20 protein-coding genes and 1 pseudogene are annotated in these 16,015 nt (G+C 62.8%); 5 read left to right on the forward strand and 16 right to left on the reverse strand.

Going from position 1 to position 16,015, the window contains the following annotated elements:
* The 14 genes and pseudogenes from V7080_RS13715 to V7080_RS13780 form a co-directional block, all read right to left on the reverse strand.
* A partial coding sequence (locus V7080_RS13715) for a TadE/TadG family type IV pilus assembly protein (RefSeq protein WP_334188952.1) occupies positions 1 to 267 on the reverse strand: 267 nt, incomplete at its 3' end.
* Positions 264 to 755: a TadE/TadG family type IV pilus assembly protein gene (locus V7080_RS13720; RefSeq protein WP_334188953.1), complete on the reverse strand. Its 492-nt coding sequence runs from the start codon at positions 753 to 755 to the stop codon at positions 264 to 266. The genes V7080_RS13720 and V7080_RS13715, both read right to left, overlap by 4 nt.
* Positions 743 to 1,870, reverse strand: coding sequence for a LytR C-terminal domain-containing protein (locus tag V7080_RS13725; RefSeq protein WP_334188954.1), 1,128 nt, complete (start codon positions 1,868 to 1,870; stop codon positions 743 to 745). Before V7080_RS13725 ends, V7080_RS13720 begins: the two co-directional genes overlap by 13 nt.
* Before the next feature lie 38 nt (positions 1,871 to 1,908).
* Positions 1,909 to 2,847: a type II secretion system F family protein gene (locus tag V7080_RS13730; RefSeq protein WP_334188955.1), complete on the reverse strand. Its 939-nt coding sequence runs from the start codon at positions 2,845 to 2,847 to the stop codon at positions 1,909 to 1,911.
* Between the two features lie 17 nt (positions 2,848 to 2,864).
* A complete protein-coding gene (locus tag V7080_RS13735; protein ID WP_334188956.1) occupies positions 2,865 to 3,842 on the reverse strand; it encodes a type II secretion system F family protein in 978 nt (325 codons plus the stop codon).
* Positions 3,843 to 3,853: 11 nt separating this feature from the next.
* A complete protein-coding gene (locus V7080_RS13740) occupies positions 3,854 to 5,248 on the reverse strand; it encodes a CpaF family protein (RefSeq protein ID WP_334188957.1) in 1,395 nt (464 codons plus the stop codon).
* Between the two features lie 55 nt (positions 5,249 to 5,303).
* Positions 5,304 to 6,518, reverse strand: a complete 1,215-nt coding sequence (locus V7080_RS13745; RefSeq protein WP_334188958.1) for an AAA family ATPase — start codon at positions 6,516 to 6,518, stop codon at positions 5,304 to 5,306.
* A gap of 24 nt (positions 6,519 to 6,542) precedes the next feature.
* On the reverse strand, positions 6,543 to 6,830 hold the full coding sequence (locus V7080_RS13750; RefSeq protein WP_334188959.1) for a hypothetical protein: 288 nt from the start codon (positions 6,828 to 6,830) through the stop codon (positions 6,543 to 6,545).
* A gap of 11 nt (positions 6,831 to 6,841) precedes the next feature.
* Positions 6,842 to 8,497, reverse strand: coding sequence for a type II and III secretion system protein family protein (locus V7080_RS13755; protein WP_334188960.1), 1,656 nt, complete (start codon positions 8,495 to 8,497; stop codon positions 6,842 to 6,844).
* A gap of 47 nt (positions 8,498 to 8,544) precedes the next feature.
* Positions 8,545 to 9,420, reverse strand: coding sequence for a Flp pilus assembly protein CpaB (gene cpaB / locus V7080_RS13760; RefSeq protein ID WP_334188961.1), 876 nt, complete (start codon positions 9,418 to 9,420; stop codon positions 8,545 to 8,547).
* Between the two features lie 154 nt (positions 9,421 to 9,574).
* Positions 9,575 to 9,886: pseudogene (locus V7080_RS13765) on the reverse strand (transposase); the annotation flags it as partial.
* A gap of 3 nt (positions 9,887 to 9,889) precedes the next feature.
* Complete coding sequence (locus tag V7080_RS13770) at positions 9,890 to 10,501, reverse strand: A24 family peptidase (RefSeq protein WP_334188962.1); 612 nt, start codon at positions 10,499 to 10,501, stop codon at positions 9,890 to 9,892.
* Between the two features lie 112 nt (positions 10,502 to 10,613).
* Positions 10,614 to 10,823, reverse strand: a complete 210-nt coding sequence (locus tag V7080_RS13775; protein ID WP_334188963.1) for a Flp family type IVb pilin — start codon at positions 10,821 to 10,823, stop codon at positions 10,614 to 10,616.
* A 256-nt stretch (positions 10,824 to 11,079) separates the two neighbouring features.
* Complete coding sequence (locus tag V7080_RS13780; protein ID WP_334188964.1) at positions 11,080 to 11,400, reverse strand: hypothetical protein; 321 nt, start codon at positions 11,398 to 11,400, stop codon at positions 11,080 to 11,082.
* A gap of 158 nt (positions 11,401 to 11,558) precedes the next feature.
* Here V7080_RS13780 and V7080_RS13785 point away from each other — a divergent pair, with 158 nt between their 5' ends.
* From V7080_RS13785 to V7080_RS13795, 3 genes are read left to right on the forward strand one after another with little or no spacing between them, the layout of a single operon-like run.
* Positions 11,559 to 11,909: an aminoacyl-tRNA synthetase gene (locus V7080_RS13785; protein WP_334188965.1), complete on the forward strand. Its 351-nt coding sequence runs from the start codon at positions 11,559 to 11,561 to the stop codon at positions 11,907 to 11,909.
* A gap of 36 nt (positions 11,910 to 11,945) precedes the next feature.
* Positions 11,946 to 12,215 carry a hypothetical protein gene (locus V7080_RS13790; protein WP_334188966.1) on the forward strand — a complete coding sequence of 90 codons (270 nt, stop codon included), beginning with the start codon at positions 11,946 to 11,948 and terminating at the stop codon, positions 12,213 to 12,215.
* 51 nt (positions 12,216 to 12,266) lie between these two features.
* Positions 12,267 to 12,959 (forward strand): SOS response-associated peptidase, encoded by a 693-nt coding sequence (locus tag V7080_RS13795; RefSeq protein ID WP_334188967.1) that lies wholly within the window; start codon positions 12,267 to 12,269, stop codon positions 12,957 to 12,959.
* Here V7080_RS13795 and V7080_RS13800 read toward each other — a convergent pair.
* The gene (locus tag V7080_RS13800; RefSeq protein WP_334188968.1) at positions 12,943 to 13,173 is read right to left on the reverse strand and encodes a hypothetical protein; all 231 of its coding nucleotides are present in this window, start codon (positions 13,171 to 13,173) and stop codon (positions 12,943 to 12,945) included. The genes V7080_RS13795 and V7080_RS13800 overlap by 17 nt on opposite strands.
* A 301-nt stretch (positions 13,174 to 13,474) precedes the next feature.
* Between V7080_RS13800 and V7080_RS13805 the strand changes: the two genes are divergently transcribed.
* Together V7080_RS13805 and V7080_RS13810 are read left to right on the forward strand one after the other, a co-directional pair.
* On the forward strand, positions 13,475 to 14,200 hold the full coding sequence (locus tag V7080_RS13805) for an aspartate/glutamate racemase family protein (RefSeq protein ID WP_334188969.1): 726 nt from the start codon (positions 13,475 to 13,477) through the stop codon (positions 14,198 to 14,200).
* A gap of 72 nt (positions 14,201 to 14,272) precedes the next feature.
* Positions 14,273 to 15,283: a D-cysteine desulfhydrase gene (locus tag V7080_RS13810; protein WP_334188970.1), complete on the forward strand. Its 1,011-nt coding sequence runs from the start codon at positions 14,273 to 14,275 to the stop codon at positions 15,281 to 15,283.
* A 5-nt stretch (positions 15,284 to 15,288) separates the two neighbouring features.
* Here the strand turns inward: V7080_RS13810 and V7080_RS13815 are convergent, their stop codons facing one another.
* Positions 15,289 to 15,843, reverse strand: coding sequence for a DUF2939 domain-containing protein (locus V7080_RS13815; RefSeq protein WP_334188971.1), 555 nt, complete (start codon positions 15,841 to 15,843; stop codon positions 15,289 to 15,291).
* Positions 15,844 to 16,015: the final 172 nt, after the last annotated feature.

A 16,015-nucleotide genomic window follows, 5' to 3' on the forward strand; every position in this document is an offset into this window, starting at 1 on the left:
GAGTATCCTGGTGATGCGGATCGATCCGTTCCTGCGCATGTCCAGCGGCGGCGCGGTGGCCGCCAGCGCCGCCATGACGGTTTGCTCGTCCATGCGGGTGCGCGAAGCGAGGTTGGCCCCTTCGCGTGACATGGCGACGAGGATGGCATTGGCCTGCAACACGCGGGCAAGGTCCACCACCGGAAAGGCAAGCAGGAGCAGGAGAGGCAGGCACAGCAGGAACTCCACGGCCGCGCCGCCGCGCGCACTGTCGGGTCGACGTTTCATGGGAATGCCTCGTTGCGCATGGTTGCGGCGACCGAGAAGGTGTACTTCCCGTCCTTGAAGAAAGGCTGGACCAGCGGGGTCATCAGCGGCCAGACGCAGTCGAGGCGAAGCACCATGATCTGTCCCGCCGCGCCGAACATGCCCGCGGTGTATTTCGACGGATCGCCATAGCCGATGCCGTTGATCCGGGGCTGCACCCGGTCGTACAGTCCCATCGAACTGTCCTTGATCCGCTCGACCACCGCGAGATGGCGCTGCCGGTTGCGGACGGACGGATCGGCGTCGTCCTGGCCGGTGACCGCATAGCGCGCGCCTTCCCTGACCGCGTGCTGCATGGTGAGGTTGACCCAGAACAGCACGCACAGATCGATGATGGCAAACAGCAGGAAGAACAGCAGCGGGGCGACGATGGCAAATTCGACCGCCGATGATCCGCGCTCCAGGCTTCCTCCGCCATAGCCCCGCCGAAAGCGTTCTAGCGGACGCATTTCTGTACCCCTGCCTCCGCTGCCGCTTTCGCGCCACTCGCGCATCCGGTTCCGTTGCCGGCCTGGGCAATCTTGCCGCCGTTCCAGTTCGCAAGCTGGGTACCCTGCACGGCGGTTTTGCCCAGCACGAGGCGCAGGTCGAATTGATGCAGCGCGCCGCGCCTGTGCGTGTCTTTCGCCACAGCCGGCGGCTTGTCGAAACTGCGGCTCAGAGTCAACGCTTCCTCACGAAATCCGTCCCGGTACAGGATCACGGTACGGCGCTGGCTGTACGGCCTGAGTCCGGCCACGCGTGTCACCGTCATGCCGCTGCCGGCCAGGATGTCGGCGACGCTCTTCGCCAGTGCGGCATTGCGCGTGCCATTGCCGATCTCGATGCGGACCTTCCGGCTGATGGCCAATGCGGACCTTTCCGTTCCTTCGGCAATGTCCTGTGCCGCCATGGCCGGCCTTGCGGATACGGGCGCCGGCGCCGCCGGGACCGATGCGGCAGGCGCGGCAACCAGGGCCGCCGGGTTGGCAGTAACCGGCGGCACCGTTACCGGGACGACGCCGCTTGCGCCGGAAGTACCCGATTCGCTGCTGGCCGCATCCGGCAACGGCGCATTCGGTCCCATGGCGCTGCTGAACATCTGGTATGCCTGGTCGAGGTTCGCGTTCGCCTTTTGGTTGCCGGGTTCGAGTGCGATGGCTGTCTTCAGGGCGGAAATGGCGCCGATGAAGTCTTTCTTCAGCAGGTAGGTATAGCCGAGATTGTTGTGCACGTACGAAAGCCTGGGCTGGTGCCGCAGGGCCTCATGCAGCTCCGCCAGCGCCTCGTCGAGCCGGCTCTGTCCGGCAAGGATGGTCGCGAGCGCATTGCGTGCGTCGGCATGCGCCGGCTCCTTGGCAATCGCGCTGCGATAGGCGGAGGCGGCATCGTCGAGCCGGTTCTGCGCATGGTAGTGGCGCCCCAGTCTGTAGAGGTTGTCGGCACTGGCGTCGGAATGCTCGACGCTGTACACCGGCTCGATACGCATTGCGCTATCGCCGCCCTGATTGGCTCGGGCATCAAGCGCGATGGAAATGCTACAGGCCAGCGGCAACATGGGCAGCAGGATGTGTGTCTTTTTCATGTGAATCTCCCTGGTCGTATTGGATGGAACAACAAGATTTACTGCCCGCCGAGCGACGGCAACAACACCCGGTAAATTTGCAGGATCGCCGGGCCCAGCATGATCAGCATGAGAGCGGGGAAGATGCAGAAGATCAGCGGCATCAGCAGCTTCAGCGATACCTTCGCCGCCGCCTCCTCCGCGATGCGGCGGCGCTTGATGCGCAGATGCTCCGCATGCACCCGCAGCGAGTCGCCGATGCTGGTGCCGAACTGCTCGGCCTGGATCAGCATCGTGACCAGCGTGTCGATGTCGCCCACGCCGGTACGTGTGGCGAGATTGCGCAATGCCTTTTCCTTGCCGCCTCCGGCACCCAGCTCCAGCGTCACCATGTGCAGTTCACCGCTGATGGCCGGCGAGGTCGCGGCGGCTTCCTGCGCCACGCGATTGATCGCCGCGTCCACCGACAGGCCGGCCTCGATGCAGACCGTCATTAGGTCCAGCACGTCGGGGAAATTCTCGAAGATGTCGCGCTGGCGCCGGCGGATGATTGCGGCAAGCACGGCATTCGGCAGGTAGAAGCCGATGGCCGCGGCCGTCAGCAAGGCGAACATCAGCATGGCGGCAGGCAGCTTGGCGCCGGACACGGTGACGGCCGGCAGGAGCAGCGCGGGCAGGGCGACCGCCAGCGCGGTCTTTGCCGCGAAGTAGATGGTCGCTGCCTTGCCGCCGCGATAGCCGGCATGCATGAATCGAATGCGCAGCGAGGATTTTTCCCACCCCTGGTCGGGTATCGCGAGGCGGGCCAGCGGGCCGGAAATTTTCTCGATTCGTGCGCTCCAGTCGCCCGCCGTGCCGGACACCGGCGCAGGCGACGCCGGCGTCAGCTTCATGCGCCGCCGGCCCGCGTCAGGCATGAGATTGCGCATCAGCAGCATCGATAGTCCGAAGACGGCGGCGAACAGGATCGCCAGATACAGGGTGGCGTTGGCAATCATGGTGTGTCTCCTCTCGTTTAAACCCGGATCCGGATGACGTTCCTCATCCAGAAGATGCCCAGCACCATCAGGACCAGCACGCCGCCGAGCAATTGCCGGCCGGCCGGATCTTCCCAAAGGGTCTTCATGAAGCCGGGATTGACCATATGCAGCACGGCCCCTAGCAGGAATGGCAGCAGTCCGAGTATCCATGCCGACAGGCGGCCTTCCGCCGAATACACCTGCACCTGGGCGAACAGCTTGAAGCGTTCGCGGATGATGGTGGCGATGGTGTCGAGCAGTTCGGCCAGGTTGCCGCCGGTCTCGCGCTGGATCAGCACGGCGACGACGAAGAAGGCGACATCGCTGCCGGGAACGCGGGCGGACAGGTTGTTCAGCGCCTCGCGCAGCGCCACGCCGTACTGGACTTCGTTGAAGACGATCCGGAACTCGGCGTTGATGGGTTCGGGCATTTCATCGCAGACCATCTTGATGCAGGAAGGCAGCGCATGGCCTGCACGCAGGGCGCGACTCATGAGTTCCAGCGCTTCGGGAAGCTGCTGTTCCAGGCGTGCCAGGCGGCGGTGTTTTTTGCCGGCGACCAAAAACAGGGGAATCGCCGAGGCAGCAACCGCCGCCGGCAAGGCGATCAGGAACGGCACGCCAATTGTCACCAGCACTGCCAGCACGGCGAGGCTGCAAGCCGATGTCAGCGCGAGGAACTGCGCCACGTTCATGCCGCCGCCCGATTGCAGCAGCAGCCTGTCCAGCCGCTGCGCCGGCCGCAGCCGCTGCAGCAGGCGATGCAGCAGCGGCTGCTCGCTGAAGACACGGCGGCGCTGGATCGAAATCACGGGCTGGTCCGCCCCTTCGTCGCCCGCGATATTGCGCAGCCTGCGGGCGATACGCCGTGCGTCGGCGCCGCGGGTGGAGTTCCATAGTATGCCGATGCCTTCCACCAGCAGCGCGACGGCGACGAAGATGGCGAGTGCGGTGGCGAGATAGAGATAGTCCATGGCGTCCTCGATCAGGAATGGATGTCGTACAGCCGGGTCGGGTCGAACAGGCTTTCCGGTATGTCTATGCCATGCGCGTGCAGCCGGTCGCAGCAGCGCGGGCGGGCGCCGGTCGCGCGGAACTGGCCTTGCACCGTGCCGTCGGCGGCGACGCCGGTCTGCCGGAAGGTGAAGATCTCCTGCATGGTGACCACTTCGCCTTCCATGCCGGTGACTTCCTGGATGCTGACGATGCGGCGCCTGCCGTCGGACATGCGCGCGATCTGCGCCACGATCGCGATGGCGGAAGAGATCTGCTGGCGGGTGGTCTTCGGCGGCAGGTGCAGGCCGGCCGTGCTGATCATGTTTTCCAGTCGCATCAGCGCATCGCGTGGCGAGTTGGCGTGGATGGTGGCAAGCGACCCTTCGTGGCCGCTGTTCATCGCCTGCATCATGTCGACCGCTTCGATGCCGCGCACTTCGCCGACGATGATGCGGTCGGGACGCATGCGCAGCGCATTCTTCACCAATGCGCGCTGCGATATCTCGCCCTTGCCTTCGATGTTGGCCGGCCGCGATTCGAGGCGCACGACATGGGGTTGCTGCAGCCGCAGTTCGGCCGTGTCCTCAATGGTGACTACCCGCTCGCCCGCGCCGATGAAGCCCGACAGGATATTCAGCAGGGTGGTCTTGCCGCCGCCGGTGCCGCCGGAAATCATCATGTTCAGCTTTGCCCTGACCGCGCCTTCGAGGAACTGCGCCATCGGCGGCGTGACGGTCTGGAACCGCAGGAAATCATCCATCGTCAGCGGCTTCACAGAGAAGCGGCGGATCGACATGATGGGACCGTCGATGGCCAGCGGCGGAATGATCACGTTGATGCGGGAACCGTCCGGCAGCCGGGCGTCCACCATCGGACTGGCCTCGTCGACACGACGGCCGACGCCGGATACGATCTTGTCGATGATTTTCATCAGGTGAGCGTTGTCGTTGAAGCAGACATCGGTCGCTTCGAGCTTGCCGTTGCGCTCGACGTACACATGCCGGTGCGTATTGATCAGGATGTCGGACACGGTGGGATCGGCCATCAGCAGCTCCAGCGGTCCGAATCCCAGCATCTCGTGCAGGATGTCGCGCACCAGGGTCTTGCGCTCGGCATCGTTGACGACCACGCTGCCGGTGCTGAGGACTTCCTCGACCAGCTGGGTCAATTCATCCTTGCGCTGGTGCTGCGGCAACATCTCCATCGCCTTGAGATCGATGCGTTCGAGCAGGGTAACGTGGGTGCGCTGCTTGAGCTCGCGGTAGGCGGTGGTGCCGCCGGTCCGCGCAGCCGGGCGCGGCAGGTCTTCGGCGGCGTTCACGCCATTGATGCTGCACGTGCCGTGGGTGTCGTGGCTGGTAACCAGTCTTTCGCGTAATGACATGTTGATCTCCGTTGTCGTAGTCCGCTTGCTGCAGTGCTGTTGCGTTGCTGTCCCGTTATGCCGTGGCCTTCTTCAGCCTGGCGCCGCAAATGCGCAGGCTCATGCGCATCTGCGCCCGTGCGAGCCAGCTCTCGCAGACCGTCTCCTGCCTGCCCTGCAGATGCGCGCACCATTCCTGCAGCGATGCCGATATCGGGCTTCCGCTCGCCAGCACGGTGACGGGCACGCCCTGGTCCAGCGATGCGGCGGCGGTTTCATAGTGATTCGGAATCGTCCGGGCTACCTTCGCGCCGATGACCGCCTCGGTTTCCTTCAGCGGCAGGTCGCTTCCCTTGTGGTAGCGATTCAGCACCGGCTGCACTTTATGTTGCGGGTAATCGAGGTTGCGGAAGATGTCCAGCATGTGCTTCGCGCCTCGCACGAACGGCAACGTGCCTTGCAGCACGGGATAGATGATGTCGGCATGGTCGAGCGCGCGTATGGTCGGCGCATCAAGTACGCGGTCGAGGTCGAGAATCACGTAGTCGTGCCGGCTGCGCGCGATGCGCAGCAGTGCATCGATATGGTCCGGCTTCACTTCCAGGCCGTGCGCCGGGTCCTCCGGCCCGGCAAGTACGGCGAGGCCGGGGACGACGCTGGCCATGCTGGAGGCGAGGAAGGCAGCGTCGAGCCGGTGCATGTCGCGCACCACGGCGGCCAGATTGGCGGCCGGTTTCTGTTCCGTCAGCGCGGCAAGCGCATCGCCGAACTGCAGGTTGAAATCGAATAGCGCAACCTTGGCGTCGCCGCCGGCCGCCAGCGCATAGGCGAGGTTGGCCGCGAGGAAGGTGGCGCCGCTGCCGCCTTTGCAGGACACGAAGGCAAGCACCTTGCCGTTGCAGGTTTCCGAAAGGCCCGCCTTGAAGCTGATGCGGTCGATGGCGGCTTCCAATGCGATCGGATTGACCGGCGCATCGAGTACCTCGCGCACGCCGAGGCGCATTGCCTGCACCAGCAGTTCGGTCGATTGCTGCTTGCACAGCACCAGGAAGTTCATGTCCGGATGGCGCCGGCCGATACGCTCCAGCGGCGCAATCTCTTCGATGCCGCCGGTGACGCAATCGACGATCAGGATATCCGCGGCCAGGTCTTCTGTCAGCGCACCGAGGCGCTTGAGGTCACCTTCGATGACAGAGATGCGTGCGCCCGCGGACATCCTGCGGAGTGCATGCTCGATGATGCCGAGATGCCCCTTGTCCGGCGACACTACCGCGATGCGCGAGTCGTTCATATTGTCTCCTGATTCGAGGGCAAGTTATTGGCTGACACCGATGGTGAACACGTTCTGGTGCGGCGTCGGGGCGCTGAAGGATTTCTGGTAAAGGCCGATCGCATCCTGCGCGGCCCGTCCGTCCATCGCGGGATGGTCGGTTCGCGCGGAGGCGTGGTGGTCGATGATCTGGTGCGCCTTCAATGCGTTGAGGCTGGAACCGAAGCTGTCGTCCAGGGCCGTCGGCATCGGAGTGCAGCCGGCAAACAAGGCGGCGACGGCGAGGGCGGCGCCTGCGGCCAGGATCGTGGATGGCGTGAATGAGGTTGTCATGATCGCTCCTGTTAGTTGATCTGGAATCCGGACGCGGCGAGCGGTGCCGGTGTGCCGCTTTCGGTCACAGGCTGTTGTGCCTGTGGCGCCTCGGGCGAATGCGGGGGCTGTGGTGTCTGTGGTGTCTGTGGCGCCGTTCCCTCAAGCTTGCCGTCGAGGAAAAACTCCTTGCGGCTTGGTTCGACGAACTTGTCGGTGGGCAGCGGGTAGGATTGCGGCAGGGGCTTCACCAGGCGCGGTGTGACGATGAAGACCAGCTCGGTCTTGTCGGTCTGGAAGTCGGTGCTGCGGAACAGGGCGCCAAGCACCGGCAGGTCGCCGATCACCGGCAGCGCCTTGATGCTTTCGGTGACGTTGTTCCTGATCAGTCCACCGATCACGAAGCTCTGTCCGTCGAACAGTTGCACGGTGGTCGATGCCCTGCGGGTGGTGATGAGCGGAAGAACCGCATTGCCGCCGGTGCCGCTGGACGAGATGCCGACGCCTTCCCGGGACAGCTCCGACACCTCGGGCGCGACCTTGAGGTTGATGCGTCCGCCATCCAGCACGGTGGGCGTGAACCGCAACCCGACGCCGAATTCCTTTTCCTCCAGGCTGATCCTGCCGTTGGCATCCTGCGAGACCGGGATGAAGATGCGGCCGCCGGCGAGAAAGCTCCCGTCCTGTCCGCTGATGGCCATCACGGTCGGCTCGGCCAGGATCTTGACGAGGCCGTTCTTGCGCTCCGCATCCAGCAGCAGGGAATCGTTGCCGCCGGGCTTCTGGACCTGCAAGGAGGCGCCGGCCTGCGTGGCGAAGTTCGACAGCAGGCTGAAGGCAATGCTTCCCTTGCCACCCACTGCCGACACATTGACGCCAAGCTTCTCCAGCAGCGTCTTCGATATCTCCGCCACCTTTACTTCCAGCATCACCTGCTGCGGTGCGCTTACCGACATCATGTTGACAATACGCTCGGCGGGGTCGCCATCCCCGCCGCGCACGAAGGCACTAGCGATCGTCATGATCTTCGCGACCGCACCGGCATCGCTGGCGCGGCCGCTGACGACCAGGGAATTCGCGGCGGCGCTGACCTTGATATCCCTTTCCGCCGGCATCAGCTGCGTGATGCTCGCCTGTACCGCTGCGGTGTCCATGCCGATGCTCACTTCGACGATCGCGCAGCGTCCGTCGGCATGCTGGAACATGAGGTTGGTGGCGCCGACTTTCTTGCCGAACAGGAAGAACATATTGCGCGCGGCGGGCGAGGTCAGCGGTTCAACCTGCACCACTTCCGGATCGCCGACCGACCGCAACCATGCCGGTGCCGGCAGACGCAGGCGCTGCAGGTCGATCAGCCCCGACTTCCCTTCCGGGACGGCCATGTTGATCGCCGCCGGCAACTCCCCGACGCAGACGGGCGCGGCCGGCTGCGCTTTCGATTGCGTTACCAGCGGGTCCTTGCCGCCATTCGCATCCTTCGCGGGTGCCGCCTTGTCAGCGTCCTTCCTGGCCGCTTTCTTTGCCGGTTGCGCGTTCGGTGCCGGCGGATTGGCCAGTTCGACGCTCAGGCGTGCATGACTTGCAGCCGGAAATACGACCGCTGCGCCGGCGACAATCAGTGCGATGCAATGCCTGGCATTGCGGGCGATGGATTTGTCGGGTTGACCATGTTTCATCTTGGTTTCCATTTTTGCTCCCTAGGTATCGAGAAATGCGTTGTGCGTTCGTCGCTGGATCAATGGCATTGGGTAATGCGGCCGGTTCCGGTGATGACGTGCTGGCACTGCTCTTTGGCAGGAGCGTGCGCGACGCCGATGACGGCGGGCTTTTTCTTCACCTTTTCCCTGGTCTCGGCGGCGTTGGTCTTCTGCTGCGGCGCAGGAGCATCCGGTTTGACGATGGCTGTCGACAGCAGGGTTTCCTTCGTGGCGCCAATGGTCTCCGCGGGTTTTACGTCGACCTGGTTGCGCAACACCAGCGACAGCTGTCCCACGCTGCGCGCAAGGTCCAGCTTTTCCGCCTGTTCCGGTGTGACTTCCAGCGTGACGGCGTTCACCACCTTCGGCTTGGTGTCGTTCTGGTCCGCTTCCTGGGCAATTGCCAGGACCAGGATGCGTTCGAGGACCAGCTTCGAGATGCTCAGGTCCTGCCGCTGGTCGGGCCTGGTGGATTCGTTCTGGGTACTGACGAGGATGTCGACGAAATTGCCTGGCAGCGCAAAGCCGGCGACGCCGATCACATCGTTCACACGGACGGTCATCGCCCGCTTGCCTTCGGCGACGACCGCCGACAAACCACCGCTGGCGCCCGGCACGGCGAGCTTGGTTTCCATCAGCGGTTCGCCGCGCTGTACCGTCACCCGGGTCACACGGGTATCGAGCAGCTTGACATCGCGGATCGCGCCTTCCGGGACACTGTCGGCGGGCCAGTCGGCAAGCCGTATCATGTCCGGCGTCAGCCGCGTGCCGAGGTTGATGTCGGTCGCCGCGACGACCACCTTGCTCGTGTTGAGATTCGCCTGTCCTGCCATCCAATGCGATGCAAGCACTACGGCTGCGAGTGCGACGACGCATGACACGGCGATCATGAATGCTGGCTTTGAGCCTTTCATACTTCCTCCCTGGCTTTATCAGTGTGTTTCGTTGCCGGCCACGTCATGCAGCTTGTGCCGGTTAGTTGGATCGATTGCCTGAAACCGTGCTTCACCTTCGATGATTCCTTTGATCCCCCTGGCGTCATCGGCGGTCGCGCGTCTGCGACTTGACCATGGCGATACGGGAGAAATCGATCTTCGCCGCGCCGCGCTGCCTCGCCACCAGAACCGCCTGCACCTTCGGCCATACGCCTGCCTTCTGCCATGCGCGCAGTCGCCGCCAGCACGTCATGCCGGACCCGCATCCCATCTCCTGGGGCAGCATCTCCCAGGGAATGCCCGACTGCAGCACGAACAGGATGCCTGTCAGCGCGCGCCGGTCGTCGAGCCGTTTGCGTCCGGGGTGGATCTTGCGACGCCGCTTCACCGGCAGCATCGGTTCGATCTGCTCCCACAACTTGTCATTGACCAGTTCGCGCGCCATGTCTCACAAGCCCCAATATCCATTCGCCGGATCGATGCCCATCGACGTCAGCACCACGCATGCGATCGTTCCGGCGGCAATCGCCACACCGTAGGGAAGCTTTCCGGCGGACGACGGCGCCGCGTCGACGGTCGGCATTGCATTGATCATCACCTTGAAGAAGGCCGACAGCAGCATGGTGCGCAGGTTGTTCAGCAGGAGCGCGAACATCCGGTTGCGGAGCACGACCGCGACGCACAGGAAGCCGCCGATGACGAAGGTCGACAGCACGACGTTCAAGGTCGCATGCGCGCCAAGGAAGGCGCCGACCATTGCCATCAGCTTCACATCGCCGGCGCCCATGGCGCGCAGCAGGTAGAGCGGCAGCATCAGGCCGAGTCCGGCGCCCAGGCCGCACAGCGATCCCCAGAAGCCAAGTGCGCCCGGCAATACGCTGACAAAGCCGTAGCCTTCAGGCAGCGTGGTATTGAATGCGATTCCGGCGCATGCGCCGATGAAGACCAGCCGGTTCGATATGCGGTGCGCCTTGATGTCGGTGATGACGGCGCACAGAAGCAGCGAACACAGAATCGTCACGACCGCTGCGGCTATCAATGATGGTGTGATGAGGCTCATGGTCTGGTATGGTTTTGATGTGGCCCGGATGCCGGAATAAGTTTTCGCTGGCTGCCTGCTTGATCCCGGCCTGGCTGCATTGGTAACCAGGCCGGAAATTGCGGCGTCCGTATCAGGTCGCTGCCGCCGTACATGCCGGCGCGGTGCCGCCCAGCTTTGTCGCGATGGTGCGGAAGGTTTCGCAGACGCGATTGCCGACGGTCGACACCGCAACGACAATCACCACGGCGATCAGGGCAGCCAGCAATCCGTACTCGACGGCTGCCGCGCCTTCTTCGTCGCGAATGAAGTGTTTGATGTGATCCAGTAATTTCGATGTCATGATTTCTCCTGATGATGTGAGTGGGCCCGGATGAGCAAGAGACGTAACGCCGGATGAAAATCGATCGTCGATGAATCGTTCAAATCGAAATGCCGTCCTTTGATGCCGTCGCTTTTTCAACTTGCAGAGCACCTAACGAAATACACATTTGCGCTTGCTTCTTCCACGTGGTCCGGTACTGTCGCCGAACATTTTGTTAGTGCATTTTGTTAGGTGCTCTGGAAGCCATTCTAGGTAGTTGCTGCGCATAAGCAATTCAAAAATCGACGGTTTGATGTTTGTTGAAGTTGAGGTTTGTTGATACAAAAAATCGGAACCGCATGCATGCTTTTCCCACTGTCGGGAAGCGCAATTCGACGTAAGGCAGGTCGTAAGGCAGGTGCGGTGCTTGCACATTCGGCAGCGGCGCAGGCATGACGATTCGAGCGAACCAGATGAACCATCGCGCTGATCGATCATTCGCTTCCCGGGCCGACGTTGTGCTGACTGCTGGCTGCTGATGCAGGTCGTTCGCAAATCGTTTTTTCCTCAAGCGTGGCAAGCGGTTCAGGGAGATGTAAGTCGCGATCCGCGCCATCACCGCTCAGCGCGTTGAAACCTCGCGGCGGCAAACAGGTCAGAGCTTTTACAGCAGACAGTGCCGTATGACTGCGTCGTTCGCGCAGGATTGGATGCGGCGCTGGTTCAGAGCCTTCAGGAAAAAAATGATGAATTCAGGAAAGGTCCGCCATGCGCATGAGTGACGAAGAATATTTCCGTAGTTGTGTCGCGAAGGAACGTCATCTCGCGCATCTTCTTGGTCACCATGAAATCGAAGAGTTCTCCGACGACGCCGGAACATTGTGGGAGAACACGACGGCCTTGCCGAAATGGACCCGCGACTGGAATGCCTGCGGATCATTGATCGCGACGTACAACATCACGATCGGGTTCGGCAAGGACCCTTTGCATCACAATGAGGACGCGGTCATCGCCGGTTCGGTCACGGTGCCTTTCTCGGACCATCCGACCAGGGAACGTGCCATCATGTATGCGATCGTGAAAGCGGTCATTCATCGGCTCGAACATGCAAAGCACTGCCATTAGGCGCACAACCCGGCGACCAAATCCATGGAAAAATTCTTGATTCAGAACGAATTCGGCGAACCGCAGGAGCTGGTCGGCGAAGAGGTCGTGGTACCGGAGTTCGAAGAGCTGCAGTTCATCCTGCATGCGTGGCTGTATGACAAGCACGGCGGATGGGCGGTAACCGAGCGCTCCTCCGGCAAACGCATCACCAGCGGTCCGCAAGGCACTGAACACACTGCACGGGACCAGCTTGAACGACAGCTCAAGCTGCACGGCAAGGATGCGTTGATGCGGGTACTGGGCAAGGGCAGGCTGTCGAGCTGATGCCGTGTCGTGTTCCCGCCGGCGTCACATGATTGATCGAGGAGGATTGAAATGTGCGGACGGATCACCCAGCATCGTTCTCCCGATGCCTATGCGCGAGCCATCGGATGGCCGGCCCGTTCGTTTCATGCAGACGCAGGCGGACGTGCGGCCAATTGGAATGTACCGCCGGGATCCCATCCCTGGATGATGCATACCCTGGACGATGATGCGGGACGCATCGAACCGATGCACTGGGGATACCGGCCGTCATGGGCGATGGAAAAAGGCTTGCCGATGGCCATCAATGCGCGCATCGAGAAGGCCGCCACAGGTGCTTTTTTTCGTGGCCTGTGGAAATCCGGCCGCGTGATCGTGCCCGCCGATGGCTGGTATGAATGGACCGGCGAGAAAGGCCACAAGCAGCCGTGGTACATCCGTCTGAAAACGGACCGGCCGATGCTCATGGCGGCCATCACCAGCTACCGGCCCGACAAGGAGGCGACCGACAATACCGGCTTCGTCATCGTGACCGCGGCGGCGGAAGGCGGACTCGTCGATGTCCATGACCGCCGGCCGGTGGTGTTCTCCGCGGAGGACGCGATCGTCTGGATGGATAACGGATTTCCGCCCGAGCAGGCGGAACAGCTTGCGCGATCGGTCGCGCTGCCGCCGGACGCGTTCGAGTGGTATGAGGTCGGCACCGAGGTCAATCGCGTCGGAAACAATGGCGAGCAGCTTATACAGCCTAATGCAACAGCCTGACCGTCGTGCCGGTCAATTCCAGTTCCCGCTTCGAGACGCCTTCCATCAATCCCGCCATTACCTGTTCCGGGGAGTAGCCGTGTGATGCCGACAGCGCACCGGTAATTTCTTCCACGTCGCGGCCTTGCGATTGCGTCACGCCCATGCGGGCCAGTTCACCCTGGATGGCATTCCACATGGCGATGGAGGTCTGTTCTTTCGGTTGTTGGGACATGATGTGCTCCTGATGCGATGGCCCCGTAGGGGCACAAATGGTTGATATGAAGATTTATTGCTTTACGTCATAGTGCTGTAAAGAATCGTCGCTATGATCCTCACATCCGCTGCACATGCAACCGATATGCCTGGCGGCGGAAAGGCACGCTTTGCCCGAAGAGACACGGGAAAGTGTGCCGACCATCGCTTTCCGACATCCCTTCCGGAATCTGTTTCATCCTCCTGCCGTACATCGAATCCGGCGCCTGCCGCATGCGGCGCGCTGCGCTAAAATTGCGTCTCACTGAACGGGGATTTGGATGAACGGAATACTTGGCGTACTGGGTGGAATGGGTCCACTTGCAACAGTGGATTTTTTTCACAAGATCGTAGAAGAGACCCGCGTCAATGCGGACCAGCAGCATGTCCCCGTCGTCATCGATTCCGTCCCGCAAATTCCCTGTCGCGTCGCCGCCATCCTGAGCGGCGGCGAGTCGCCGTTCCCGTATATGCTGGCGGGACTTCGGCGGCTCGAAGGTGCCGGCGCGGAGTGCGCGGTGATCGCCTGCAATACTGCGCACTTCTGGTACGACGAGCTGGCCTCGGTCAGCGGCATGCCGATGTTGCATATCGTCGATGCCGTGGCCGATGAACTTGCCCATCATGACGCGATGCGGAAGCCGGTCGGCCTGCTGGCCACCGAAGCCACGCTGCACGCCAACATTTACCAGGAACGGCTCGCCGACCGGAAGACCGATTTCATGCTGCTCTCACCCGCCGAACGCGCCGAACTGGTCCTTCCGGCCATCGCACTGGTGAAGCAGCACAAGCTTGAACCGGCCGGTCGTCTGCTGGAGCAGGCAATCACGTTGCTGCGGCAGCGTGGTGCAGGCGCCTGCGTGCTGGCCTGCACCGAACTGCCGGTGGCGCTCGCCGCGGTCGGATCACCCCTGCTGTCGCAATCCATCGATGCATCACGCGCGCTGGCACGCGCATCGGTGCGCTGGTCGATGCGCCGCCGGCAGGAGATCGCGGCATCCGGATGATGCCGGACCGGATCCGGGTACCTCTCGCACTTTATCTACACCGATGTTCCACATCACCAACGGAGACCAACCATGCATCTCGCGCGCTTCCCCCGCATCAAGCTGGCCCACGGGCCGACACCCTTCGAACCGATGCCCAACCTGTCGAAATTCCTCGGCGGGCCCAACCTGTACATCAAGCGCGATGACTGTACCGGCCTTGCCAGCGGCGGCAACAAGACCCGCAAGCTGGAGTTCCTGATGGCCGACGCGCTCGCAAAGGGCGCCGATACCGTGATCACCCAGGGCGCTACCCAATCCAATCATGCGCGCCAGACGGTGGCCGCTGCCGCCAAGCTCGGGCTCGACTGCCAGATCCTGCTGGAGCGGCGCGTGTCGGATCTCGGCGACGAATACGAACAGTCCGGCAATGTGCTGCTCGACGAAATCCTCGGCGGCACCATCGCCGGCCGCCTGCCTGCGGGCACCGACATGGCGAAGGCCATGGAGGAGCTTGCCGAATCGCTGCGGGCCAAGGGCAAAAAGCCCTACATCATTCCCGGCGGCGGCTCGAACGCGATCGGCGCGCTCGGCTACGTGGTCTGCGCGCAGGAGTTGCTGACGCAGTCCTTCGATGCCGGCGTGCGTATCGACCATGTGGTGCATGCCACCGGCAGCACCGGCACCCAGGCCGGGCTGGTCGTCGGCCTGCATGCGAGCAACAGCGGCATCCCGGTGCTCGGCATCAGCGTGCGCGCGGCGAAGCAGCAGCAGGAGGAAAACGTCTACAAACTGGTGCGGGCGACCGCCGAGCATATCGGCCTGAAGTCGGAGATTCCGCGCGAGGCGGTGGTGGCCGACAGCGACTATGTCGGCGGCGGCTACGGCGTGCCGACCGAGGGAATGATCGAGGCGGTGCAATTGACCGCGCGCATGGAAGGCATCCTGCTCGATCCGGTGTACAGCGGCAAAGGCATGGCGGGCCTGATCGGCATGATCCGCGCCGGGCGGTTCGCAAAGGATGAGAACATCGTCTTCATCCACACCGGCGGATCGGTCGGCTTGTTCGGCTACCGGAATACCTTCCAGAAAACCGGAGGTTGATTTTTCTAGTCCGCCATGTCGATGGCGGACAGCTTCCATGTAAACAGGCCGTATCGGCGCAGGGTCACCGTCGATACCGGCTTGCCGTCGCGGGAAATCAGCACGTCGTACCGGGACAGCGATTGCCAGTCGGTGTCGTAGCTGATGTTTTTTGCTTCAGGTGCGTCTTCGCCGGCCTTCGGCGCATCGGCCGGGGCCTTGGCAGCGCGTGCGTTCGATGCCGTCTCCCGGGCGCTGTAGCCGGCGAGCACCAGGTCGAGTCCGATCGGTGACACCACCAGGTCCACCACCGGGCCGATTACCATGCCGCCGATGATGCTGCCCGCTTCGGTTGAAAAGCCGGCGCGCGATTCCAGCTGGCCCACCAGGTCGGCCTTGACCGATTCCCGCAGCGATGGAAAATCGACCAGCTGGTTCAGGTCAGGGTAGCGCTTGTCGGTGATCGCCTGGTGGATGGCTGCCAGGGTGGCTGCCGGGCGGGTGAAGTAATAAGCGGCTGTTCCCGCAACGAGGATCAGCGACAGGAGGGCAGCAAGGAGGAGGCGAGGGCGTCGGAGCATGGTGAGGTGGAGCTTAGCACTTCGATACGACGGCGTGTCGCTCCGATTCTCGGCAATAACGCATTCCTGAGCATTCATCGATACGGTGCGAAATAAAAAAGCCGGGCGGAAGCCCGGCTCAGACTGCTGACAAACCCTCGCCTCGTGCGGGGGTTTTTGTTTTAATAACGCA

The organism is Noviherbaspirillum sp. (assembly GCF_036846085.1).
In the GTDB taxonomy this organism is placed as follows: domain Bacteria; phylum Pseudomonadota; class Gammaproteobacteria; order Burkholderiales; family Burkholderiaceae_D; genus Noviherbaspirillum.

Bases quoted from the DNA above. Each gene is read 5' to 3' on its own strand.
- V7080_RS13780 (WP_334188964.1), bottom strand. From the start codon at position 11,400: ATGGCGCGGATCGCGACTTACATCTCCCTGAACCGCTTGCCACGCTTG.
- V7080_RS13800 (WP_334188968.1), bottom strand. From the start codon at position 13,173: ATGTCCCAACAACCGAAAGAACAGACCTCCATCGCCATGTGGAATGCC.
- V7080_RS13725 (WP_334188954.1), bottom strand. From the start codon at position 1,870: ATGAAAAAGACACACATCCTGCTGCCCATGTTGCCGCTGGCCTGTAGC.
- V7080_RS13810 (WP_334188970.1), top strand. From the start codon at position 14,273: ATGCATCTCGCGCGCTTCCCCCGCATCAAGCTGGCCCACGGGCCGACA.
- V7080_RS13730 (WP_334188955.1), bottom strand. From the start codon at position 2,847: ATGATTGCCAACGCCACCCTGTATCTGGCGATCCTGTTCGCCGCCGTC.
- V7080_RS13755 (WP_334188960.1), bottom strand. From the start codon at position 8,497: ATGGAAACCAAGATGAAACATGGTCAACCCGACAAATCCATCGCCCGC.
- V7080_RS13720 (WP_334188953.1), bottom strand. From the start codon at position 755: ATGCGTCCGCTAGAACGCTTTCGGCGGGGCTATGGCGGAGGAAGCCTG.
- V7080_RS13750 (WP_334188959.1), bottom strand. From the start codon at position 6,830: ATGACAACCTCATTCACGCCATCCACGATCCTGGCCGCAGGCGCCGCC.
- V7080_RS13775 (WP_334188963.1), bottom strand. From the start codon at position 10,823: ATGACATCGAAATTACTGGATCACATCAAACACTTCATTCGCGACGAA.
- V7080_RS13740 (WP_334188957.1), bottom strand. From the start codon at position 5,248: ATGTCATTACGCGAAAGACTGGTTACCAGCCACGACACCCACGGCACG.
- V7080_RS13795 (WP_334188967.1), top strand. From the start codon at position 12,267: ATGTGCGGACGGATCACCCAGCATCGTTCTCCCGATGCCTATGCGCGA.
- V7080_RS13735 (WP_334188956.1), bottom strand. From the start codon at position 3,842: ATGGACTATCTCTATCTCGCCACCGCACTCGCCATCTTCGTCGCCGTC.
- V7080_RS13770 (WP_334188962.1), bottom strand. From the start codon at position 10,501: ATGAGCCTCATCACACCATCATTGATAGCCGCAGCGGTCGTGACGATT.
- V7080_RS13805 (WP_334188969.1), top strand. From the start codon at position 13,475: ATGAACGGAATACTTGGCGTACTGGGTGGAATGGGTCCACTTGCAACA.
- cpaB (WP_334188961.1), bottom strand. From the start codon at position 9,420: ATGAAAGGCTCAAAGCCAGCATTCATGATCGCCGTGTCATGCGTCGTC.
- V7080_RS13785 (WP_334188965.1), top strand. From the start codon at position 11,559: ATGAGTGACGAAGAATATTTCCGTAGTTGTGTCGCGAAGGAACGTCAT.
- V7080_RS13745 (WP_334188958.1), bottom strand. From the start codon at position 6,518: ATGAACGACTCGCGCATCGCGGTAGTGTCGCCGGACAAGGGGCATCTC.
- V7080_RS13815 (WP_334188971.1), bottom strand. From the start codon at position 15,843: ATGCTCCGACGCCCTCGCCTCCTCCTTGCTGCCCTCCTGTCGCTGATC.